Source organism: Agarivorans sp. QJM3NY_25 (genome assembly GCF_050870875.2).
In the GTDB taxonomy this organism is placed as follows: Bacteria; Pseudomonadota; Gammaproteobacteria; order Enterobacterales; family Celerinatantimonadaceae; genus Agarivorans.
The window spans coordinates 1,224,644-1,246,238 of record NZ_CP194041.2; the positions used below are offsets into that span (position 1 = coordinate 1,224,644).

Annotated in this window: 23 protein-coding genes; 16 read left to right on the forward strand and 7 right to left on the reverse strand. The window is 45.2% G+C overall.

Annotated elements, in window-relative coordinates:
- Positions 1-5 precede the first annotated feature (5 nt).
- From ACRRSW_RS05645 to ACRRSW_RS05665, 5 genes are all read left to right on the forward strand, one after another.
- Complete coding sequence (locus ACRRSW_RS05645; RefSeq protein WP_432454171.1) at positions 6-653, forward strand: YjfK family protein; 648 nt, start codon at positions 6-8, stop codon at positions 651-653.
- A gap of 11 nt (positions 654-664) precedes the next feature.
- The gene (locus ACRRSW_RS05650) at positions 665-1,078 is read left to right on the forward strand and encodes a DUF350 domain-containing protein (RefSeq protein ID WP_432454170.1); all 414 of its coding nucleotides are present in this window, start codon (positions 665-667) and stop codon (positions 1,076-1,078) included.
- Between the two features lie 8 nt (positions 1,079-1,086).
- Positions 1,087-1,686: a DUF1190 domain-containing protein gene (locus ACRRSW_RS05655; protein WP_432458849.1), complete on the forward strand. Its 600-nt coding sequence runs from the start codon at positions 1,087-1,089 to the stop codon at positions 1,684-1,686.
- Between the two features lie 2 nt (positions 1,687-1,688).
- Positions 1,689-2,855 carry a glutathionylspermidine synthase family protein gene (locus ACRRSW_RS05660; RefSeq protein WP_432458850.1) on the forward strand — a complete coding sequence of 389 codons (1,167 nt, stop codon included), beginning with the start codon at positions 1,689-1,691 and terminating at the stop codon, positions 2,853-2,855.
- Positions 2,856-3,060: 205 nt separating this feature from the next.
- Positions 3,061-3,825: an exodeoxyribonuclease III gene (locus ACRRSW_RS05665; RefSeq protein WP_432458851.1), complete on the forward strand. Its 765-nt coding sequence runs from the start codon at positions 3,061-3,063 to the stop codon at positions 3,823-3,825.
- Positions 3,826-4,210: 385 nt separating this feature from the next.
- On the opposite strand, the gene ACRRSW_RS05670 is transcribed toward ACRRSW_RS05665, so the two are convergent.
- Genes ACRRSW_RS05670 through ACRRSW_RS05685 form a run of 4 tightly spaced genes read right to left on the reverse strand, consistent with a single transcriptional unit; the run spans position 4,211 to position 7,903 of the window.
- A complete protein-coding gene (locus tag ACRRSW_RS05670; RefSeq protein WP_432454166.1) occupies positions 4,211-5,566 on the reverse strand; it encodes an AmpG family muropeptide MFS transporter in 1,356 nt (451 codons plus the stop codon).
- Positions 5,567-5,596: 30 nt separating this feature from the next.
- A complete protein-coding gene (locus ACRRSW_RS05675; protein WP_432454165.1) occupies positions 5,597-6,175 on the reverse strand; it encodes a peptidylprolyl isomerase in 579 nt (192 codons plus the stop codon).
- Entirely contained in the window at positions 6,172-6,741 is a 570-nt protein-coding gene (locus ACRRSW_RS05680; RefSeq protein WP_432454164.1) for a YajG family lipoprotein, read from the reverse strand. The genes ACRRSW_RS05675 and ACRRSW_RS05680 overlap by 4 nt, the downstream gene beginning before the upstream one ends.
- A 22-nt stretch (positions 6,742-6,763) precedes the next feature.
- The gene (locus ACRRSW_RS05685) at positions 6,764-7,903 is read right to left on the reverse strand and encodes a methyltransferase (RefSeq protein ID WP_432458852.1); all 1,140 of its coding nucleotides are present in this window, start codon (positions 7,901-7,903) and stop codon (positions 6,764-6,766) included.
- Between the two features lie 82 nt (positions 7,904-7,985).
- Between ACRRSW_RS05685 and ACRRSW_RS05690 the strand changes: the two genes are divergently transcribed.
- The 11 genes from ACRRSW_RS05690 to nqrM all read left to right on the forward strand — a co-directional run bounded on the left by ACRRSW_RS05690 (position 7,986) and on the right by nqrM (position 17,412).
- Entirely contained in the window at positions 7,986-8,576 is a 591-nt protein-coding gene (locus ACRRSW_RS05690) for an alpha-ketoglutarate-dependent dioxygenase AlkB family protein (protein WP_432454162.1), read from the forward strand.
- A gap of 3 nt (positions 8,577-8,579) precedes the next feature.
- A complete protein-coding gene (locus ACRRSW_RS05695) occupies positions 8,580-8,882 on the forward strand; it encodes a BolA family protein (protein WP_432454161.1) in 303 nt (100 codons plus the stop codon).
- A 55-nt stretch (positions 8,883-8,937) separates the two neighbouring features.
- Positions 8,938-10,008, forward strand: coding sequence for a TRAP transporter substrate-binding protein (locus ACRRSW_RS05700; RefSeq protein ID WP_432454160.1), 1,071 nt, complete (start codon positions 8,938-8,940; stop codon positions 10,006-10,008).
- Positions 10,009-10,304: 296 nt separating this feature from the next.
- Positions 10,305-11,645, forward strand: a complete 1,341-nt coding sequence (locus tag ACRRSW_RS05705; protein WP_432454159.1) for a Na(+)-translocating NADH-quinone reductase subunit A — start codon at positions 10,305-10,307, stop codon at positions 11,643-11,645.
- A 2-nt stretch (positions 11,646-11,647) separates the two neighbouring features.
- On the forward strand, positions 11,648-12,859 hold the full coding sequence (locus tag ACRRSW_RS05710; protein ID WP_432454158.1) for an NADH:ubiquinone reductase (Na(+)-transporting) subunit B: 1,212 nt from the start codon (positions 11,648-11,650) through the stop codon (positions 12,857-12,859).
- A complete protein-coding gene (locus ACRRSW_RS05715) occupies positions 12,849-13,634 on the forward strand; it encodes a Na(+)-translocating NADH-quinone reductase subunit C (RefSeq protein WP_432454157.1) in 786 nt (261 codons plus the stop codon). The genes ACRRSW_RS05710 and ACRRSW_RS05715 overlap by 11 nt, the downstream gene beginning before the upstream one ends.
- Complete coding sequence (locus tag ACRRSW_RS05720) at positions 13,627-14,259, forward strand: NADH:ubiquinone reductase (Na(+)-transporting) subunit D (RefSeq protein WP_432454156.1); 633 nt, start codon at positions 13,627-13,629, stop codon at positions 14,257-14,259. Before ACRRSW_RS05715 ends, ACRRSW_RS05720 begins: the two co-directional genes overlap by 8 nt.
- 4 nt (positions 14,260-14,263) lie before the next feature.
- Complete coding sequence (nqrE, locus tag ACRRSW_RS05725) at positions 14,264-14,872, forward strand: NADH:ubiquinone reductase (Na(+)-transporting) subunit E (protein ID WP_432454155.1); 609 nt, start codon at positions 14,264-14,266, stop codon at positions 14,870-14,872.
- Between the two features lie 31 nt (positions 14,873-14,903).
- On the forward strand, positions 14,904-16,127 hold the full coding sequence (nqrF, locus tag ACRRSW_RS05730) for an NADH:ubiquinone reductase (Na(+)-transporting) subunit F (protein WP_432454154.1): 1,224 nt from the start codon (positions 14,904-14,906) through the stop codon (positions 16,125-16,127).
- A gap of 108 nt (positions 16,128-16,235) precedes the next feature.
- Positions 16,236-17,156, forward strand: a complete 921-nt coding sequence (locus tag ACRRSW_RS05735) for an FAD:protein FMN transferase (RefSeq protein WP_432458853.1) — start codon at positions 16,236-16,238, stop codon at positions 17,154-17,156.
- Between the two features lie 19 nt (positions 17,157-17,175).
- Positions 17,176-17,412, forward strand: a complete 237-nt coding sequence (gene nqrM / locus ACRRSW_RS05740; RefSeq protein WP_432454152.1) for a (Na+)-NQR maturation NqrM — start codon at positions 17,176-17,178, stop codon at positions 17,410-17,412.
- 67 nt (positions 17,413-17,479) lie between these two features.
- On the opposite strand, the gene ggt is transcribed toward nqrM, so the two are convergent.
- From ggt to ACRRSW_RS05755, 3 genes are all read right to left on the reverse strand, one after another.
- Positions 17,480-19,216, reverse strand: coding sequence for a gamma-glutamyltransferase (ggt, locus tag ACRRSW_RS05745; protein ID WP_432458854.1), 1,737 nt, complete (start codon positions 19,214-19,216; stop codon positions 17,480-17,482).
- Positions 19,217-19,835: 619 nt separating this feature from the next.
- Positions 19,836-20,630 (reverse strand): DODA-type extradiol aromatic ring-opening family dioxygenase, encoded by a 795-nt coding sequence (locus tag ACRRSW_RS05750; RefSeq protein WP_432458855.1) that lies wholly within the window; start codon positions 20,628-20,630, stop codon positions 19,836-19,838.
- A complete protein-coding gene (locus ACRRSW_RS05755; protein ID WP_432458856.1) occupies positions 20,627-21,577 on the reverse strand; it encodes a glutathione S-transferase family protein in 951 nt (316 codons plus the stop codon). The genes ACRRSW_RS05750 and ACRRSW_RS05755 overlap by 4 nt, the downstream gene beginning before the upstream one ends.
- Positions 21,578-21,595 lie beyond the last annotated feature (18 nt).

The following is a 21,595-nucleotide window of genomic DNA, read 5'->3' on the forward strand; positions in this document are numbered from 1 at the left end:
TTGCTATGTTTAAGTCTTTGTTTAGTCGACATAAGCCTGAACCTGACAAATATGCAGGGACCCCCGCCATTATGGGGCTTAAGTTGGGTGGCAGTTTTGAACTGGACGCGCTGGCACTGAAGTTAGTGATGGCCGATATGGTGGTGAGTCAGGTCGCTCCCACTCAAATTATTCAATCGGCAGGCATTGTCGACTTAGATGATACGACCATCTATCGTTTTTACACCGATGATGAAGGTTTCTTGCAAGTGGTAGCCAATGGTGAAGGTGAGGAAAATGTGGTGGATGTGAAAATGTTCCATTACTACGATACCCTCGATGTGGCTAATCAAAGCGAATGGGATCGTTTGCTGAAGCAGGAAATTGGCGCAAACACTTATCAGCTGGAAGGACATACATATCATCGGGTATGGACCTCGACCACCGATTATCATAATCCGGTACATATGGAAGAGAAGACCTATCAGGATAATATGGACTTTTCCAGCACCGACCAGTTTACCATGCTATTTGAGCGTGAATTGCCTAGCGGTGAAATGGAATCGCTGTTTCTATCGGCCGAAGAGGTGCTTAACAATAACGCTCTGGAACGCTGCCTGGTGATTAGCACCGGCATGACGATTTCACCAACCCAAATTACTATTCACGGATAAAGGACCAGAACATGGAATCATCGGAACTATTACTCGCCGTCGCAAATTTTGCGATTTACTTTATCGCATCTATTGTTTTCTTGATGTTATTTAAGGTGATTTATGTGCGTGTAACGCCGCATGACGAGTGGGCGCTGATTAAGGAGGGCAAAAATACCAGTGCTGCCATCGCCTTTGGTGGGGCTGTTTTAGGTTTTGCTTTAGCTTTAGCAGGCGCTGCCAGTAACTCTATTTCTTTTGTTGATTATGCGCTGTGGGGACTCATTGCCTTAGTGGCACAAATTGCCGCTTTTGTGATTGTGCGTTTTGTATTTATCCCTGGCATTGTGTCGCGAATAGAAGCCAACGAAGTCAGTGCTGGGATCATGTTAGCCGCGACCAGTGTGTCGGTAGGATTATTAAATGCAGCCTGCATGACCTACTAGGAGGCGCTATGAAACGTTCTAAGTTTATTAACTTATCGGCAATGCGCAAACTCCCTGTTAGCGCTCCTTCATTTTTAGTGAAACCTCTAGTCGTGGCGGTGTCGGCAGCCATGTTGAGTGCCTGTTCCGAGCCTCAAGAAGATGCGATTGTGATTGAGTCCATCGATGATTGTGTCACTAAAACGACCTTTAACGAGCAACAATGTGCAGCGGTCTATCGTAATGCGGAGTTAGAAGCCGAGCGAACTGCACCTAAGTATAGTAGCCGCCAAGACTGTGAAGAAAGCTTTGGTTATGACGGTTGTCGAGCTAGCAGTAGCGGTTTCTTCATGCCGTTGATGTACGGCTATTTATTTGGCCGGATGATGGATCCCAGCCGCCCATCCTCGGTGTATAAATATAATCAGCCGGGGTCATCCTATCGCGATTCGATTATCACTGCCGATGGTTCGGTGATTGGTAAAGCTGGCCAGAGAAACTATAAAGTAGGACAGTCGGCTTATAAGAGTAAACCGACTGTAACCAAAACCGTCTCTCGTGGCGGCTTCGGGGCGAAGGCCTCGGCGAAGTCTTCTTGGGGGGGCTCTAAATCGAGCTGGGGTGGTTAAGGGTGCTACGCGTTCCCACCGGTGAACGACCGCATTGGCAGCAACAAGCCAAAGAATATGGCTTTAACTACCACACCATGTATGGTGACAAGTATTGGGATGAGTCGGCCTATTACCAATTCACCCTTGAGCAAGTTGAGCGTGGTATCGAAGCGCCCACCGAAGCTATCCATCAAATGTGCCTTGAAGTCGTCGCGAAGGTGGTTCACGATGAACAGTTAATGCGGCGTTTTTGTATACCTGAAAAGCACTGGGATTTCGTTCGACAATCCTGGTTAAAAGGCGATCCCTGTTTATATTCGCGACTAGATTTTTGCTACGACGGTAAAGGCGATGCGAAGTTATACGAGAACAATGCCGACACGCCAACCTCGGTATACGAGACTGGCTTTTGGCAATGGTTGTGGCTTAAAGACAAGGTTGATCATGGGCAATTGAACCCAAATAGTGATCAGTTTAATAGCCTTCAGGAAAAGTTGGTTAACCGCTTTAGTGATTTACAATACTTAACGCCCGATCGGGTATTGCATTTTTCCTGTTGTAAAGACACTGATGAAGATCGAGGCACGGTGCAATATTTAGAAGACTGCGCCATTGCCGCAGGCCTTGATACCAAGTTTGTATTTGTCGAAGATATTGGCATGGATAGGGAGCAGCGCTTTACTAATCTTGATGATGAGGTAATCAGCTGGATGTTTAAGCTCTATCCTTGGGAATTTATGTTAGATGAGCAATTTGGTGAGCATCTCGGGCAACAAAATATTCGTTGGTTGGAACCGCCTTGGAAAAGCATTCTGTCGAATAAAGCCCTGTTGCCGATGTTGTGGAAGATGTTCCCCGACCACCCCAATCTACTCCCGGCTTTTTTTGAAGATGAAGTGAAACAGGCGAATTTCAGTAAGGGCATGGTGAAAAAACCAATTTTTTCCCGTGAAGGCTCAAATATATCCATCTTGCATGGCGACGCTGAAATAGAGCATACGCCAGGTCCCTATGGGGAAGAGGGTTATATTTATCAGGCGCTGCACCAGTTACCTAAATTTGCTGAGAATTACACTTTAATTGGTAGTTGGCTGGTAGATGATCAGGCTGCAGGCATGTCGATCCGAGAAGATAGCAGCTTAGTTACCCAAGACATGAGTCGTTATCTGCCGCATATTATTTTATAAATTGAGGCGCGCATTGCAAGCACGCCTGCTTGGTGAGTTGATTAGCCAAGCCAAACCTCTGCACGGCTTTTATATGTACCTAAGCCGTGTTTATTTTAAGGTTTTTTAGCCTGAGTTAAGCCTGCTACAATAAAGCTCTTATTTGATTCAGTGTCGCCTGTAGGCGTTGTTGAAAACCACTTTTAATTATCTAAAGGAAGGGCGAATGCGCTTAGTTTCGTGGAATGTGAATGGGATCAGGGCGGTGATGAAAAAGGACTTTATGTCCTTTTTCGAGGCGATGCAAACCGATGTCTTGTGTTTACAAGAAACCAAGGCCCAAGACGATCAAGTATTGGCCGCTCTGGAAGCCTTGCAAGGCTACCATATTTACAGTAACTCGGCGGTGAAAAAAGGCTACTCTGGTACTGCGATTCTGAGTAAAGAAAAACCGCTTGCTGTTGAATACGACATGGGGATTGAAGAACACGACCAAGAAGGTCGGGTGATTGCAGCCGAATACCAAGAGTTCATTCTGGTTACTGTATATACACCCAATTCGGGCAGCGAATTAAAGCGTTTAGATTATCGCCAACAGTGGGATGCGGACTTTTTAAGCTACTTGAAGAGCCTCGAAGCGCGTAAGCCCGTGTTAGTTTGCGGTGACTTAAATGTGGCCCACAAAGACATCGATTTGGCTCGGCCCAAGCCAAATTACAATAAAAGTGCTGGTTATATGCAGGCCGAGATCGATGGCATTGATAATTTAACTGCCGCTGGTTTTGTCGATACCTTCCGCCTGAAGAAGCAAGATGAAGTTAAATACAGTTGGTGGAGCTATCGAGCTGGTGCTCGTGGCCGTAACATTGGCTGGAGAATTGACTACTTTTTAGTCTCTGAGGCTTTTGCTGATAAGGTGAGTGATGCCGATATTCTTAATGAGGTGATGGGCTCCGATCATTGTCCTGTGCAGGTTGATTTAGCCCTATAATTTCCCGAGCTAGAACCGATGGTGAGTGAGTCTTTGCTTCCATCGGTCGGCTTGCGTTTTGGTGCAACATTCCGCTTTGTCTTAAATTTACATTCGCCACTAAAGATCAACACTTTCTCATCTTGGAGCTAGCCCGCCTACCGCTTTTGGGTTGGATACCATCGACGCAATTTGGGGCGCATCTTATTATAGGATCTAGTCGGTAGTCCTTATGGGGATGCCCATACCAAGCTAACTCATCATCTGTTGATTCTTACTGGCCTAAATCAGCACGAACTGTGTTATGTATCTTGTAATTAGAGCCACTAGTTACTGTACTTCATACTTGGTTCTTGGCAGATTTATTCGGCGTAATAAGCTGATCATATTATTTATCAGATTGGTATTAGTGTTTGCTGTCGTGATTATCTTGCAATATCCGTCCAAAATAACCGCGTAGGCTAATCAGCATGATGAGGCTCGGCACGACCATTATAGCTGTGAGAACAAAGAACAGTGGCCAAGAGTTGAGCATATCGGCCAGCGAGCCACTGAAGGAGGCGAGGGTGGTTCGGCCTAGGTTACCTAAAGAGGCGAGCAGCGCATATTGAGTGGCTGAAAAAGCTTGGCCAGTTAATGTGGTTAAAAACGAGACAAAGGCGACGGTGGCAAAGGCACTGGTAAAGTTGTCGACGATGATGGTGGCCAAAAACAACTGCTCGTCTGGACCCGTAGAGGCTATCCAGGCAAACATTAAGTTGCTGCTTGCCATCGCAACGCCGCCTAACATGAGTCCTTTTATCACGCCAAAACGCACGTTGAAGGCACTACCGACTAAAGTAAATAATACCGTTGCCCCCCAACCAATGAGTTTAGAGTAATGACCAATTTGCTCATTACTAAAGCCAATTTCCCGATAGAAGGGGATCGACATGCGCCCTAAAAACGCTTCGCCAATTTTAAATAGAAAAACAAACATCAGTAGGGTGATCGCAACTCGCACGCCGTTGCGACGAAAGAAGTCGATAAACGGTTCGGCCACGGTCACCGTGAGCCACGCGACAATCGGTGAATGGGTACCAAGATACTGGGCGTGCCGTTGTTCTGCTTGTTGTTGCAGAGCATCCCGATCGGTGATGGGTTCTTTAACCAACAGGGTAAATAACATGAGCAACGCTACAATGCCACACATCCCTAAATAGACACCATTCCAACCAATAGCATCGGCGTTAATAAACGCTAAGTATCCGGGAAGTGAATATCCTGTCCACCAACCGATGACCGCCATGGCCGAGGCTTGGGGCAAGCGATGCGAATCGGCCTTGCTAAAACTATCGATGCGAAAGGCATCGATAGCGATGTCTTGGGTAGCAGAAGCCGTGGCGATACACAGGGCTAGCATCGATGTGACCATTAAACTATTGGCTGGGTTAAACTTTGCAATAGCAAAGGTGCATATCAAGACGATAGCTTGACAGCAAAAAATCCAACTTCGGCGTTGGCCAAGCCAGCGATGAAATAGTGGCAATTTAACTCGGTCGACTAAGGGCGCCCATAGAAAGTTAATGGCATAAACAATGAACACCGAGCCAAAGTAGCCGATGGCAGAACGGGTGAGTCCTGCATCAGTCAGCCAGCCAGACATGTTTGAGCCAATCAGGACCCAAGGAAAACCGCTGGCACAACCGAGCATAAATACCCATAGCAGTCGTTTATCTAAATAAGAACGAAAGGTCTGTGACCAAGTTGGCGATGAGTTCATTTACTGCTCAGTTGTGTTGTAACAGAATTATTAAGGTTGAGATGGGTCTATTAATACCACGTCTTCGATGATCACTTTCTGGACTGGTACGTTACGCATCCCTGGGACGGGACCAGTTTTTGTGGGTTGATTGACTATCTTATCGATGACATCCATGCCAGAAATGACTTCGGCAAATACCGCATAACCGAATTTTTTAGGGCTGCCATCGAGGTAGGGGTTATCAACAACATTGACAAAAAACTGGCGGGTTGCGCTATTGGGATCATTGGTTCGTGCCATCGCTACGGTGCCACGCTTGTTGTTTAAGCCATTTTTAGATTCATTTTCGATGGGTTTGTAGCTATCGACTTCTTCATAATTAATAGAGTAGCCGCCTGCTTGTACCATAAAGCCGGGAATGGTGCGGTGAAACAAAGTGCCTTTATAGCTACCGTCTTCGACATAACGTAAAAAGTTGGCCACGGTTTTTGGGGCTTGTTGTGGTTTGAGCTGTAATTGGAATTCACCGAGATTAGTCACAAACTTTACTGTTTGCGCCCAGCTGGCGACGCTGAAAAGTGCCAGACTGATGGTGAACAGGGTATTGCGGAAAAAACGCCAATTCATGGTTGATACTCCATTACTTCTATTAGTTGTGGGTCACTTGCGATTTCAGCTAATAACTCAGAAAGTTGTTGATTCATTGCCTCGGCTTGTTTATTTACATCTACTTTAAAGGCGCCTTCATTGGTATGAATTGAGCGAAATTCCTTATCTAAAGTTTTAGTCGGGGTGTCTACGGTCACTTTGATGCGTATGGTCGTGCTGGCACTGTATTTTACGCTCCCTTGCTCAACACGAGAGGCGAGTTCGTTAATATCTACCCGGATTGTGTTGGGTGAGGCGGGGACAAACCCCAGGCCTTGTTGCTGCCAAGCTGCGCTAAGCTGCTGCTCAATGGACGAACGTAAATTGCTGCCACTGGCAATTAGTTCGGCTTGCTCTTGATCACCGTGATGAATGCTGATTAAAAATCGATTTGGGCGTAAATCTTGGGAATGAATCGCCGCAATAATGGAATGCTGGGTGACATCGCTCAGTTGTACCTGTGGATTTAACTGCACTTGTTGTGGTCGACTACTACAAGCGCTTAAGCCGAATAGTAATATCACCAATGTAAATAGATTCTTCAAGTGGTTCACCTTTTCTGGTTAATTAACGTTTCGTGCAACCGAGGATAACAAATTTGTTATTGCTCGCCAGCAACTTATAGCCACCAAAGTAAGATTTTAATAGTGCTTGGTAGCTCAAATGGCGATTTGCGACGACGGCGAGCATGCCATTGCTACGTAAACAGCGTTTGGCGTCGCGAAACATTTGCCGAGCAATATGAGTAGAAATGGTGTTTTGTTGATGGAAGGGCGGATTACATAATACCAGATCCGCAGAGTTGTCGGCTTGATGTTCTAAAGCGTTATCATGAATAAACTCACATCGATTAAGCGCCTGAGGATGATTCAGTTGTACGTTATTTTTTGCTGAGGCCAAAGCCATCAGTGATTCGTCGGCAAAGGTGACCGAGGCCTCGGGGTAGAGTTCTAGGGCTCTTAAGCCGAGTAGACCATTTCCACAGCCTAAATCGACAACGCTGGCAAACTCACCTCGCGGCAAATGTTGTAGCATGAAGCGGGTACCAATGTCGAATTTGGCGAAACAAAATACGTTGGCGTGATCATTCAGTTGCCACAGGTATTCCTCTATCGTCCAAGCTTTGGGATAGCGAGAGCTCGAGCACTTACCTTGATAGTGACTAAATAGGAGGCGGGCCTTCTTTTTCGCTAACGAGGTGTTCACTTCACCGAGATGTTTTTCAAACAGATTAAACACCGATTTGGGCAATCCTTTGAGCATCACGCCACAAACCAGTAAGCTTGCGTTATTCATGGCATTTTGTAGTGCAATGAGCTGGTGTTCCAGATAGTTTAAGCTCTTGGGTAAACGCATTAGGACTAAGTCAGCTTGAGGCATGACATCGATGCTACTAATTATATTTATGCTTTCCCCATTAAGCTGATTAGCTTGAATATTTTGCGCTAAAGCTTGCTGGGCGATAAAGGAGTCACTCAACCAAGTGATTTGGCAATGGCGTAAATTAGGGTGAGCCAAGAGTGCGCAGGCTAGGCCGCCAAATTCATCGTTGAGCAGCAAAATATGTTGAAGGTTTGTACTAAGCTCAAAGGCATACTCTAACAATAATTCGTCAGCAGCGTTCCAAGCGCGTAGCTCATCAGCAGACTGTTTTGGGTAACGAGCTAAGTTTAACTCTACGGGAGCGATGATGAGTTGTTGATGCATATTGGAATGGTAGCGTGCTGGCCTTGAATCGTGCCAGCAGTGTATCTAAGTTAATGGCTAAACGAAAGGCGCAGAAAAGGTCGTGAATCAGTTGTCAGATGAGATTATTCTTTATAAGCATTGGTTAAGTCCGGCAAATGTGGATAGATTGTTCCAATCTTTGCTTGCAGAATTGCCCTGGCAACAGCATCAAATTCGTTTATTTGGGAAGACTTGTTTGGAGCCCCGATTGTCGGTTTGGTTAGGTGATGCGGAGGCGGCGTATCGCTATTCTGGAGAATGGCGACAACCTTTGACTTGGCCTGAATTTTTAATACCAATAAAGGCTGCATTGCAGCAGCATACAGGGCAGCGTTTTAATAGTGCTTTGGTGAATTTATACCGTGACGGTCACGACTATATGGGCTGGCATAGTGATAATGAAGCCCAATTAGGTCTACGACCGATTATCGCTTCATTAAGCTTAGGCGCGTCCCGGCGTTTTGTTTTCCGTGACAAATCCACCAGATCTAAGCTGCAGTATCTGCTTGGATCTGGTGATTTATTATTGATGAATGGTTTGTCTCAACAGCAGTGGCAACATAGTTTGCCAAAAGCGCTTAAAGTAAAACAGCCGAGGATCAATTTAACCTTTCGTTATACAATGCCAACAATAGAATCTATGAAGGAATAGAAGATGCGGGTTGAAACACAAGTTAGCGAGAAATTAAAGCAGCATTTTTCACCTGAGTACTTAGCGGTGGTTAACGAGAGCCATATGCACAATGTGCCCGCAGGCTCTGAAAGTCATTTCAAAGTCACGATTGTTAGTGAACTATTTCAAGAAAAAACTCGTATTCAGTGTCACCGAGAGGTTAATAAAGTTCTTGCTGAGGAACTAAAGCAAGATATTCATGCTTTAGCAATCCACGTATTTACCCCCGAACGATGGGATAAACAACAGCAAGTGCCAGTATCACCAAACTGTCGTGGTGGTTAATCGTTCTGCACGAAGCGTTGCTTAAACACATGAGCATTAAAATAAGGATTGTTTTATGCGGGTGTATATTAAATGCCTATTTCTAGGTTTTTTGTTGAGTGCTTGTAATGGTGACCAGAGTGATAGTCAATCAGCGCAGCGAACTCAATATAAATGGACTTTGGTAACTTCATGGCCTAAAAATTTACCGGGACTTGGGGTGACATCGGAACGTTTTGCTGAAGAAGTCTATGCAATGAGTGGTGGGCGAATGCAAATAAGTGTCTATGGTGCAGGGGAGCTTTATCCAGCCTTAGATGTATTTGATGTTGTTGCTCAAGGTAAGGTCGAGATGGGCCACAGTGCGGCCTATTATTGGCAAGACCGATTGCCAGCTGCTGTTTTTTTTAGCGCGCTGCCTTTTGGGATGGCAGCTAAAGATCTGAATGCTTGGTTGTACCTTGGCGGCGGTTTGGCGCTATGGCGAGAACTCTATGCGCCATATAATTTGCTGCCTTATCCCGGAGGAAACACCGATGCGCAGATGGGAGGCTGGTTTAATAAAAAAATAAACACGATGGATGATTTCAAGCAGTTGAAAATGCGTCTTCCCGGATTAGGGGCCAAGGTGCTGGAAATGGCTGGAGGTTTGCCCTTGGCTTTACCTGCGGATCAACTTTATCAAGCGCTGCGTGACGGCGATATTGATGCGGTGGAGTGGGTCGGCCCATATAATGACTTGGCGTTTGGCTTTCATAAAGTTGCCAAGTATTACTACTATCCGGGGTGGCATGAGCCAAGCACTACCCTTGAATTTATTATCAATAAGGAAGCCTTTGCTACACTACCCGATGATCTAAAAAGAATTATTGAGAATGCGACCAAGGTCGTAAATCAAGAAACTTTGAGTGAGTATGTGGTCTACAATGTGGAGGCATTAACCATATTGGCTAATGAGCATGGTGTGGATATTGTTCCGTTCCCACCACAAGTATTGGCGCAATTAAAAGACTATAGTTTGACGGTTATAGAACAACTTGCGAACAAAGACCCGTCTTTTGCAAAGGTGCTTAACAGTTACCGACGGTTTCAATTTGGCGTAAGTAAAAATAATCAATTAAAACTGGCTCCGACCAGTTTAGAATAAACGTAAGTTAAGCAAATTTAAGGTGCTTATCGCAAATTATTAAAAAGATTCTTGTTAAGTTATTAGCTAACCCATTGTTTAAGGTTGATAACAAGCTTGTAACACTTAAGTCGAATAGGTTATATTTTTGGGCTTTTTCTTTGGAGAATTGGGGTTGATTGGTGCTAGAATACAGTCGTTTTCTGTGGCTTGTTAGTTAATTGTCGAAGACTTGTTAGCTAATTACTTAAATTTAAGTGCAAAATTCACACAGGCGTTATTGCTCGTCTTCCGACCCAACACATGTGTAAGAGAGTATGATTACAATAAATAAAGGACTTGATCTGCCTATTAAAGGCGATCCCAAACAGCAAATAGTAGACGCGTCTATTGTTACCAGAGTGGCTGTACTCGGCGAAGATTATGTTGGCATGCGTCCAACAATGAAAGTACGAGTGGGTGATGTGGTAAGCCAAGGTCAGACGTTGTTCGAAGATAAGAAGAACCCCGGCGTTGTATTTACGGCTCCTTGCGCTGGAACCATTCAAGATATTAACCGCGGCGCGCAGCGGGTATTACAATCTGTCGTGATTGAGAAACAGGCAGGTGACAGTATTGATTTTGGTGCTTTAAGCGATGCCGAAATTGATAGCGTAGCGCGATCTGAACTTGTGGATAAACTCGTAAATTCTGGCCAATGGGTCGGTTTTAGAACGCGTCCATTTAGTAAAGTGCCAGCGATAGATTCAACACCTTCCGCAATTTTTGTGACCGCGATTGATACCAATCCTTTAGCCGCGGATCCGACGGTTGTGATTGCGCAGAACGAAAGTGCTTATCTTACCGGATTACGGGTGTTATCTCGTTTAACTGATGGAGAGATATTCGTTTGTAAGGCTAATGTGAGTTTGCCGAAGTCGGATGCTGCTCGGGTCGAAGAGCATGTATTTGCAGGCCCGCATCCAGCAGGTTTAGCGGGGACTCACATTCACATGCTAAAACCAGCAAGCGCACAACGTACCGTTTGGTCGGTCTCTTATCAAGACGTGATTGCGATAGGGCATTTGCTGCAAAGTGGTAAAATTTATAATCAGCGAGTGATTGCCTTAGCGGGTCCGGTGGTCAAAGAACCACGCTTGTTGCGCACCGAACTCGGTGCCGAGATTAGTCAATTGATTGATGGCGAACTAGTCGATGGTGAGCACCGAGTGATTTCTGGCAGTGTATTGCTGGGCAATCATGCGGTTGGTCCGCATTGTTTCCTAGGCCGTTACCATCAACAGGTTGTGGCTTTAGAAGAAGGTTATGAGAAAGAGTTTATGGGTTGGGCTGTACCCGGCACCAATAAATTCTCCTTAGCGCGTATATTCGTCTCTGGTCTGAATAAAAGTAAGTTGTTCTCGTTCACCACGACGACTGGCGGTAGCGCCCGTGCCATGGTGCCGATTGGTCAATATGAGCGGGTGATGCCCTTAGATATTTTGCCAACATTGTTACTTCGAGACCTATTGTCAAATGATAGTGATAGTGCGCAACAACTTGGTTGCTTAGAGCTTGATGAAGAAGATTTAGCGCTATGTACCTTTGTATGTCCCGGCAAATACGAATACGGTAGCGTGTTGCGTGATTGTTTGACCAAGATTGAGAAGGAAGGTTAAGCATGAGTCTTAAGCATTTTATTGAAAAAATCGAACCTCAGTTTCTACCAGGCGGTAAACATGAAAAGTGGTTCGCGCTTTATGAAGCCACCGCCACCTTTTTATATTCACCGGGTTTAGTGACCAACAAAAATACCCACGTTCGTGATGCAATTGATTTAAAACGGATCATGATTTTTGTGTGGGCGGCACTAATGCCCGCTATGTTTTTTGGTATGTATAATGCCGGAATGCAAGCGAATGAAGCCATTATTGCGGGTTACTCGGCTCCTGACGACTGGCATATTGCGTTACTTGGTTTGCTCGGCGTGCCGATGGGCGCAGATGCCGGTTGGATAGCATCGATGCTCTATGGCGCGGTATTCTTCCTACCGATTTACTTAACCGCATTTGTGGTGGGTGGATTCTGGGAAGTTTTATTTGCCTCGGTACGCGGCCATGAGGTTAACGAAGGTTTTTTTGTGACCTCTATTTTGTTTGCCTTAACTTTGCCAGTGACGATGCCTTTATGGCAGGTGGCACTGGGGGTTACTTTTGGCGTCGTTGTTGCGAAAGAAGTGTTTGGTGGCACCGGAAAGAACTTCCTTAATCCTGCTTTAGCGGGGCGTGCGTTCTTGTTCTTTGCATATCCAACCGCGATATCTGGAGATGCAGTTTGGACCGCTGTGGATGGTTATTCTGGCGCGACACCACTCAGTGTGGTTGCCGCTCAAGGTATCGACGGTTTAGCAGCGCAAGGCATTTCTTGGAGCGATGCATTTTTTGGCTTTATTCAAGGTTCTAGTGGTGAAACTTCAACTTTCTTACTGGCCTTGGGCGGATTGTTCCTCATTTTCACTCGTATCGCTTCGTGGCGAATTGTAGCGGGTGTATTGGCGGGAATGGTCGCAACCAGCTTGTTGTTGAATGTTATTGGTTCAGATAGCAATATGATGTTCCAATTACCCCCGCATTGGCATTTGGTACTTGGTGGTTTTGCCTTAGGTATGTTCTTTATGGCCACAGATCCAGTATCGGCATCGTTTACTAATAAAGGTAAGTGGTGGTATGGCGGGCTTATCGGCTTGATGGTGGTGCTTATTCGAGTCGTGAACCCAGCTTTCCCCGAAGGTATGATGTTAGCTATTTTGTTCGCCAATTTATTTGCTCCAATCTTCGACTACTTTGTAGTTCAAGCCAATATCAAACGGAGGCTTGCTCGCGATGGCCAGTAATGATTCCTTAGCCAAAACCATTAAGGTTGTTATTGGCGTTAGTTTAGTGTGTTCTATTGTGGTCTCGCTGGCAGCTGTAGGTTTGCGTGGCATGCAGCAGCAAAACGCATTGGAAGATAAGCAGAAGAATATTTTAGCGGTATCTGGGGTGGCCCTCGATGGTCGTAAGGTGGCAGACGTTTATGCTGAAGTCATTGAACCGCGCGTGATTGATTTAGATACCGGAAGCTTCGTCGCTAAAGATAAGGTCAATCCAAATACCTTTGAACAACGCAAGGCTGCTAAAGATCCGAGTACCAGTATTCGGATGCCGGGCGATGAAGACATTGCAGGTATTATACGTCGTTCTAATTTTGCCAGTGTTTACTTAGTAAAAACGTCTTCTGGAACCATTGACCGAGTGATTTTACCCTTGCATGGTCGTGGCTTGTGGTCAACGATGTATGCCTTCTTGGCGGTACAGCCAGACGGTAATACGGTCGATGCGCTGGTTTATTATGACCAGGGTGAGACACCGGGACTTGGTGGTGAGGTGGCTAATCCACGTTGGCAAGCCAAATTTGTTGGCAAGAAGCTATATGATGCTGGCGGTCAAGCAGCGATTACCGTGATTAAAGGGACTGCTCCTGCAGACTCACCCTCTGAGGTCGATGGTTTATCAGGTGCGACCCTTACGAGTAAGGGGGTCGATAACACCTTTAAATTTTGGTTAAGCGACAAAGGCTTCGGTAAGTTCCTGACCAAATTGCAACAAGGAGAGCTAATCAATGGCTGATGCTAAGGAAACCAAAAAAGTTTTATTTGGCCCAGTTATCGCCAATAACCCCATCGCATTGCAAGTGTTGGGTGTTTGTTCAGCGTTAGCAGTGACCAGCAAATTAGAAACGGCATTTGTAATGACCATTGCGGTTATGCTGGTAACAGCCTTTTCTAACCTGTTTATTTCGATGATTCGGAATCATATTCCAAGCAGTGTGCGGATTATCGTGCAAATGGCAATTATTGCCTCCTTGGTGATTGTGGTTGACCAAGTATTGAAGGCTGTGGTTTATGATATCTCCAAACAACTTTCGGTATTTGTTGGCTTGATTATTACCAACTGTATTGTAATGGGGCGTGCTGAAGCATTTGCCATGAAAGAGCCACCATTGAAGTCTTTTCTCGATGGTATTGGTAATGGTCTGGGTTACGGTGCGGTATTGATGTCGGTCGGTGTGATTCGAGAATTATTCGGTTCTGGTTCGTTATTTGGGATTGAAATCTTACCGTTGATTAATAACGGCGGTTGGTATCAACCTAACGGCTTATTATTACTGCCCGCATCAGCATTCTTTGTGATTGGTTTATTAATCTGGGGATTGCGTAGCATTTATCCAGAACAAGTAGAGCCGAAGGAGTAGGCGCGTGGAACATTATATTAGTTTGTTAGTGCGCTCTATTTTTATTGAAAATATGGCGCTGGCTTTCTTGTTAGGGATGTGTACTTTCCTAGCCGTCTCAAAGAAAGTTAAAACAGCCTTTGGTTTAGGGGTTGCGGTCACCGTGGTTCTGGGTATTTCGGTACCGGTAAACCAAATTATCTATTTCAATTTGTTAGCACCTGGCGCGCTGGATTGGGCTGGTTTACCCGATGCCGATCTAAGCTTCCTTGGCTTCATTACCTTTATTGGGGTAATTGCTGCGTTAGTACAAATTCTTGAGATGGTATTGGATAAGTACTTTCCTGCACTGTATCAAGCCTTGGGTATTTTCCTACCACTGATTACCGTGAACTGTGCCATCTTTGGTGGTGTTTCATTTATGGTGCAACGTGAGTACAGCTTAGCTGAGTCCGCTGTGTATGGTATCGGTAGTGGTATTGGCTGGATGTTAGCGATTGTTGCTTTAGCGGGTATTCGTGAAAAAATGAAGTATTCAGATGTGCCTGATGGCTTACGTGGTTTAGGGATTACCTTTATTACCGCGGGTTTGATGGCGATGGCGTTTATGTCGTTCTCGGGCGTTCAGCTTTAAGACGGCCAATAACTACAAGGAAAATTAGTCGATGGAAATTATTCTCGGCGTAACCATGTTTACCTTGCTTGTCTTGGCTTTAGTGACAATCATTTTGTTTGCTAAGTCGAAGCTGGTAAGTTCTGGTGACATACAAATTCTTATTAATGATGATCCAGCCAAGGCAATTACTACTCAGGCGGGTAATAAATTGCTGGGTGTACTGGGTAATTCAGGCATTTTTGTATCATCGGCTTGTGGCGGTGGTGGCTCATGTGGCCAGTGTCACGTGCATATTCATGAAGGTGGTGGTGATATTTTACCCACCGAGCTTGATCATATCAGTAAGCGAGATGCGGCAGATGGCATGCGTTTAGCTTGTCAGGTGAACGTCAAGCAAGACATGAAGATCTCTTTACCCGAAGAAATTTTTGGGGTGAAAAAATGGGCTTGCGAAGTTATCTCTAATGACAACAAAGCTACTTTCATTAAAGAGTTGAAGTTGCAGATCCCTGATGGTGAGTCAGTTCCGTTTCGTGCGGGTGGTTATATTCAAATTGAAGCGCCGGCCCACCATGTAAAATATTCAGATTTTGATATTGAAGAGCAGTATCGTGGCGATTGGGAACACTTTGGCTTCTTTAATTTAGAATCAAAAGTAGATGACGAGACCATTCGAGCTTACTCAATGGCCAACTACCCAGAGGAAGAAGGTATTATTATGTTGAACGTGCGGATTGCAACGCCGCCGCCAAACAACATGAGCCTACCTTGTGGTAAAATGTCGTCGTTTATCTTTAACTTAAAAGCGGGTGATAAAGTCACAATTTCTGGGCCATTTGGTGAGTTCTTTGCCAAAGATACCGAAGCAGAAATGGTGTTTATTGGCGGTGGTGCAGGTATGGCGCCAATGCGTTCGCATATCTTCGATCAGCTTAAGCGTCTTAGCTCTAAGCGTAAGATTAGCTTCTGGTACGGGGCTCGTTCTCGTCGAGAGATTTTCTATGAAGAAGATTTTGATATGCTAGCTCGCGAGAATGAAAACTTCGAGTGGCATGTAGCCTTGTCTGACCCACAACCGGGAGATGACTGGGAAGGTAAAACTGGCTTTATTCATAATGTCTTGTTTGAAAACTATCTACGAGACCACGATGCGCCTGAAGACTGCGAATACTATATGTGTGGTCCTCCGGTGATGAATGCTGCGGTGATTAACATGCTTAAAGAGCTCGGTGTTGAAGATGAAAACATTCTACTTGATGACTTTGGTGGTTAATTGGTGAGAATGATTAAGTTTTGGCTAGCCCTTATTGGGCTAGCTTTTTTCGTTAGTGGCTGTAGTGAGCAAAACAATTTGTATACCTTACAAATTGAGGGGCGCACTATGGGAACTTACTATCAAATTAAAGTGGTTGAACCTCGAGATCAGTTACCGAAAGGCGCAGCGTTACAGCAAAAAATTGATAAGTTGCTACGCCAAGTTAATCTAGAAATGTCAACCTATTTACCGAACTCTGAATTGTCTTTGTTTAATCAATTTCAAAGTGGAGAACCGAAACACATTTCGGCAAATTTAGCTAAAGTGATGGCAGCGTCATTACAGATCTCAGAACAGTCAGCTGGCGCTTTCGATGTCACGGTGGGTCCTTTGGTTAATTTATGGGGCTTTGGTCCAGAAGGTCGTCCCAACAAACGTCCCGATGAGCAAGCGCTGAAACAAGCCAGAGAGCGCATTGGTTATCATCACCTTGCTTTAAATGGCCAATTACTGAGTAAAGATTTAGCGAGTTTATACGTCGACCTTTCCGCGATTGCTAAAGGCCATGGTGTTGACCGTGTTGCTGAATTGATCGAGAGTGAAGGCTTTCATAATTTCATGGTGGATATTGGTGGTGAGCTACGCTTAAAGGGTCATAATGACAAGGCTCTGAGCTGGCGGATCGCGGTAGAAAAACCAGTGGTAGAGCAACGCGCAGTACAAAAAATTATAGCGCCCGGAGATAACGGTGTTGCAACCTCGGGTGATTATCGTAATTACTTTGAGCAAGATGGTATTCGTTACTCGCATACCATTAATCCTAAAACGGGTCAGCCGATTGCCAATCATATTGTATCGGTCACAGTGATCGCTGCTACCAGTATGATGGCAGACGGCTACGCGACGGCGCTTACGGTTATGGGGGTGGATCAAGCCTTAGCTTTTGCCGAAAAGCATCAATTGGCGATTTATATTATCGATAAGCAAGGGGATGAGTTTGTTGAACACCTTAGTTCAGCTTTTATTCCCTTTATCATCCAACAATAAACGAAGGAGTACTGTCGGAATGGCTTATTTTCTTGTGACATTTGTGTTTTTTGTTGTGGTGATTACCGCGATGGCTGTGGGCTATATTTTTCAGAAGAAAACCATTAGCGGGAGTTGCGGTGGTATCGCATCGCTTGGAATTGAAAAGGTTTGTGATTGTCCTGAGCCTTGCGATAAACGAAAAGCCAAGATGGCTTTAGTCGAACAGAAACAAAAAGCGCGCCAAGCGATGTTAGATGAACATCGGATTATTTAAAGCGCGTGCTAGGCATGATGCGATATTTAAAACAGCGCTTTACAGCGCTGTTTTTGTTTATGTATTTTTAGTCCCCTTTTGCGATACCTTCACGGCGAGGATCGGCTGCGCCAACCAACCTATCTGGGTAAATCCTGATCCCTTGTAGACCCGAGGTCATGGCTTTTATTTTGGTTTGGTAACCTAAGGCTTCTAATGCCGCTTGTTTATCCACCGCAGCGCTATTGGCTTCCAATTCATATACGCCGAAACGGTTGTTGATGTGCGCTTGCTCAATGGCTTGCTGTAAGCTCATGCCCCAGTTTAAATGACTCACTAAGGTTTGAGCTACGTAACCAATAATACTGCTGCCGCCGGGCGAGCCGATAGCCACGATCGGCTGGTTGTTTTGCAGTACGATAGTTGGAGACATCGATGAACGTGGGCGTTTATTGGCTTCAACTCGATTGGCCACTGCTTGGCCATCTTTTTCGGCAATAAAAGAAAAGTCAGTGAGTTGGTTGTTTAATAGGAAGCCATTAACGAACAGCCGTGAGCCAAAGGCATTTTCGATGCTAGTGGTCATCGATAATACATTACCTTCACGATCGACGATACTGATATGGCTGGTGGAGGGAAGTTCGATACTGAAGTTTGATGCTTGGGCGGATAAAGCTGCCACATCTCCAGCAGACACGCTGCTAAGGGCCTTATCACCTTTTAATAATTGAGCGCGTTTCGCCAAATATTGGGGGGCGAGTAGGGCGGTACTTGGTACGCTTACAAAGTCACTATCGGCAAGGTATTTCGCTCTGTCGGCAAAGGCGAGTCTTGAAGCATCGCCGAGGATCCGCCAGCTTTGAATATTATTGGGGCCCCATTTATCAAGTGGGTAGTGAGCGGAAATTCCAAGGATTTGACCGACGGTGCTTGCGCCAGAACTTGGTGGCCCCATGCCGCAGACCGAATATTGTAGGTAAGGGCTACATAAAGCGGGGCGTTGTTTGACTTGATAAGCGGCTAAGTCGCTTTCACTGAGCAGCCCCGGATTAGCTGCTGCCTGTTGTACCGCTGCGACCATTGCTTTTGCGGTTACGCCTTGATAGAAGCCTTTCGCCCCTTGTTTGGCGATTAAATTTAAGGTCGAGGCATAGGCTGGATTTTTGAGTAGGTGGCCGACCGCTAAGGGTTTACCTTGGGCATCATAAAAGTAGTTTCGAGCACCAGGATAGCGGTCGAGTCGGTGAGTATCACCGGCAATCAGTGTGGCTAAGCGAGGACTAACTCTAAATCCCTGTTGTGCTAAGCCGATGGCGGGTGAAAATAATTGAGGCCACTCGGTTTTTCCATAGCGTTGATGCAGGGTTTCAAATAGGGCTACCACCCCCGGCACCCCAACGGATCGCCCCCCCACAACGGCATCATAAAATTTTAATGGCTTGCCATTGTCATCTAAAAATAAGGAAGGCGAAGCCTTGGCTGGAGCCTTCTCACGAGCATCAAAACTGGTGATTTGTTGCTTTGTAGCATCGTAATACAGTACAAATGCTCCGCCACCAATACCAGAAGATTGGGGTTCGACTAAACCCAGAACGGTTTGTACTGCAATCATCGCATCTACGGCACTTCCACCCGCTTTTAGTATCTCATAGCCAGCCTCAGCGGCTAGCGGATTGGCGGCTGAGACCATAAATTTATGGGCGATAAACGCGGTTTTTTGGCTCGAACCGCTGGCAAGTTCGGGGGCGTAAGCATCGCTGCTTTGGCTCTGAGCCATACAATGAGTCGATATCAATAAAGCGAAGCTCAATAAACGACGAATCATCTGATTATCCTTTTTCAGTGAGTATTTAAGGGGGTTGACCTATTCATGCTGTTGCCGTTGTTTAGTGATTCTTAAACAAAGCAGATCAAATGTTATGTCACCATCGGCATGAATCAGCGGTTAATGTGGGATCAATACTGCTCTAGAATTCAATTAAATTTATGATTGTTTATTCCTTATTGAGAAGACTAAGCGAAGGGCTCGTTCTCAGGATTGTTTAAATTGAGTAAGAGTAAAGCTTCAACATTAAAACGCTTCTAGCCAGTTTAACAGTATCGAGTAAGCTTGCCATTGTCTAATCAAGCATTATTGATGAAGGTGTTAACTAGAATTTACATGTTTTAGTGCTCGGTGACAGATTGAGCGCTGTTTGTGAGGGGCGATTGGCTTGAATATTGGTGATGCTGATCAGTTACCAAACAAAGTTAAAAAGTTGCTATCGCTACAGGGAGGAAGCGATAGCAGAAGGCAAATCAGTTTAAGTAGGATGTTATTCCAACTCGATTAAGTTTGGCTCTATGTTTGCGGGTGAAAGTTATGAGCTGCAAATCAAGATCTTCGCTGCGCGAATACAAGAGCACTTATTTATTGTGATTGGTATTATTTTAAAGTTAGATGCTTAGCTAAAGGCGTAAGCATCCAAGGCCAAAATTTCAAGTTCGACGTCTTGATGGATCTGGTGAACTTTATCGCCTTCGTTCCAAGCCCCCAAAATCGAGAGCAGCGGGACAAAGTGTTCAACGCTTGGATGATTAAAGCGACTAAAAGGTGCCTGATTTTGATAATCCAACAAAGCTGGGATATCTTTCGCTAACAGTTTCTCTTTTACCCATTGAGTAAACGCCGTCACTTTTTCAACCCGCTGTGGATCAGGAATACTAGCAAACACTTCTCGCAGGTTGTGGCTAATCCCTCCAGAGCCAAGCAGTAAAATATTTTGCTCAGATAAGTAGCTTAAGGCTTGACCTAGCTGGTAGTTATGCTGACTACTTAAGCGACTGTTGATAGAGATTTGTAGCACTGGAATATCCGCTTGCGGGTAGATTAAACGCAGCGGGATCCATACGCCATGATCCCAGCCCTGCTGTTCGTCCAGTATTGGCTGATACCCCTGACTTTGTAAGCGCTCTGCGACTTGTTTTGCCAAGTCTGGCGCACCCGGCGCCGGATATTGCAGTTGATAAAGTTGCTCGGGAAAACCATAGAAATCGTGAATGGTTTTTGGTTTTGTTGCACTGTTAATGATGATATCTGCAGTAGCATCAAAGTGAGCAGAAAAAACCACAATAGCATCCGGTTTGTGTAATTGCCGACCCAAGTTTTTGAGAAAAGCGCTAGTTGCGCTATTCTCAATGCCCATCATCGGTGAGCCATGGGAAATAAACAGAGCTGGCTGTTTGCTGACCTGATTCATGCAATATTCTCCGGACCCTTAGGCACGATACCTGCTGAGTTGAGTGCTTTTAGTGAATAATAGCCTTGTTTAATATGTTCAATATTAACTGTATTTCTAATGCCCTCAAGCGCCAAAATTCGCTGCACATATTTGGATAAATAGGGCATTTGGGCAATCAGATTTCGATTACATTTGAATAAACCATAATAGGCAGCATCAAAACGGATCAAGGTTACAAAGCTTCTGATGTCGGTTTCGGTGAGTTGTTCACCGAATAAAAATGAACGACCATCTGCTAATTTGGCTTCTAGTTTATCTAAAGTGTTAAACACGCCTTGGTAAGCTTCTTCGTACGCAAACTGCGAGCTGGCGAAGCCCGCTTTATACACGCCATTATTGAGCAGGTGATAAATCTCTTCGTTCAGTGTATCAATCTGCTCGGCCAGCTCAGCAGGATATAAATCCAATTTTGAGCCGGTGAGGTGATCAAAGGCACTGTTTAACATGCGAATGATGTCTGCGGATTCATTGTTTACAATCACATTATTGTGTTTATCCCACAGTACCGGAACCGTCGCTCTGCCGGTGAATTTAGGATCGGCGTGAGTGTACAGCTGGTGAGCAAATTGATAGCCATTTAAATGGTCGGCAGTCGCATCGGCATAACCATCAAATTGCCAGCCTTGATCGGTCATCACCGGATTGACGATGCTAATCGAAATATAGTCTTGAAGTTGTTTGAGTTCCCGAAGCATCAAGGTTCTGGAAGCCCAAGGACAGATATACGCAACATATAGATGGTAACGACCTTTCTCTGCTTTAAAGCCGGCATCACCTGTGGGGCCAGCGGCGCCATCTTTGGTGATCCAATGCCTAAAGCTAGAGGTTTGGCGTACAAAGCGCCCTTGCTCATCTTTTGCCTGTACTGGTTGCCAGTTTTCTGTCCAAACGCCTTCGACTAACATAATCAAGTCCTCAATATG

Coding starts and splice junctions, on each gene's coding strand:
- ACRRSW_RS05645 (WP_432454171.1), top strand. CDS start 6: ATGTTTAAGTCTTTGTTTAGTCGACATAAGCCTGAACCTGACAAATAT.
- ACRRSW_RS05650 (WP_432454170.1), top strand. CDS start 665: ATGGAATCATCGGAACTATTACTCGCCGTCGCAAATTTTGCGATTTAC.
- ACRRSW_RS05655 (WP_432458849.1), top strand. CDS start 1,087: ATGAAACGTTCTAAGTTTATTAACTTATCGGCAATGCGCAAACTCCCT.
- ACRRSW_RS05665 (WP_432458851.1), top strand. CDS start 3,061: ATGCGCTTAGTTTCGTGGAATGTGAATGGGATCAGGGCGGTGATGAAA.
- ACRRSW_RS05670 (WP_432454166.1), bottom strand. CDS start 5,566: ATGAACTCATCGCCAACTTGGTCACAGACCTTTCGTTCTTATTTAGAT.
- ACRRSW_RS05675 (WP_432454165.1), bottom strand. CDS start 6,175: ATGAATTGGCGTTTTTTCCGCAATACCCTGTTCACCATCAGTCTGGCA.
- ACRRSW_RS05685 (WP_432458852.1), bottom strand. CDS start 7,903: ATGCATCAACAACTCATCATCGCTCCCGTAGAGTTAAACTTAGCTCGT.
- ACRRSW_RS05695 (WP_432454161.1), top strand. CDS start 8,580: ATGCGGGTTGAAACACAAGTTAGCGAGAAATTAAAGCAGCATTTTTCA.
- ACRRSW_RS05700 (WP_432454160.1), top strand. CDS start 8,938: ATGCGGGTGTATATTAAATGCCTATTTCTAGGTTTTTTGTTGAGTGCT.
- ACRRSW_RS05705 (WP_432454159.1), top strand. CDS start 10,305: ATGATTACAATAAATAAAGGACTTGATCTGCCTATTAAAGGCGATCCC.
- ACRRSW_RS05710 (WP_432454158.1), top strand. CDS start 11,648: ATGAGTCTTAAGCATTTTATTGAAAAAATCGAACCTCAGTTTCTACCA.
- ACRRSW_RS05715 (WP_432454157.1), top strand. CDS start 12,849: ATGGCCAGTAATGATTCCTTAGCCAAAACCATTAAGGTTGTTATTGGC.
- ACRRSW_RS05720 (WP_432454156.1), top strand. CDS start 13,627: ATGGCTGATGCTAAGGAAACCAAAAAAGTTTTATTTGGCCCAGTTATC.
- nqrF (WP_432454154.1), top strand. CDS start 14,904: ATGGAAATTATTCTCGGCGTAACCATGTTTACCTTGCTTGTCTTGGCT.
- ACRRSW_RS05735 (WP_432458853.1), top strand. CDS start 16,236: ATGGGAACTTACTATCAAATTAAAGTGGTTGAACCTCGAGATCAGTTA.
- nqrM (WP_432454152.1), top strand. CDS start 17,176: ATGGCTTATTTTCTTGTGACATTTGTGTTTTTTGTTGTGGTGATTACC.
- ggt (WP_432458854.1), bottom strand. CDS start 19,216: ATGATTCGTCGTTTATTGAGCTTCGCTTTATTGATATCGACTCATTGT.
- ACRRSW_RS05750 (WP_432458855.1), bottom strand. CDS start 20,630: ATGAATCAGGTCAGCAAACAGCCAGCTCTGTTTATTTCCCATGGCTCA.
- ACRRSW_RS05755 (WP_432458856.1), bottom strand. CDS start 21,577: ATGTTAGTCGAAGGCGTTTGGACAGAAAACTGGCAACCAGTACAGGCA.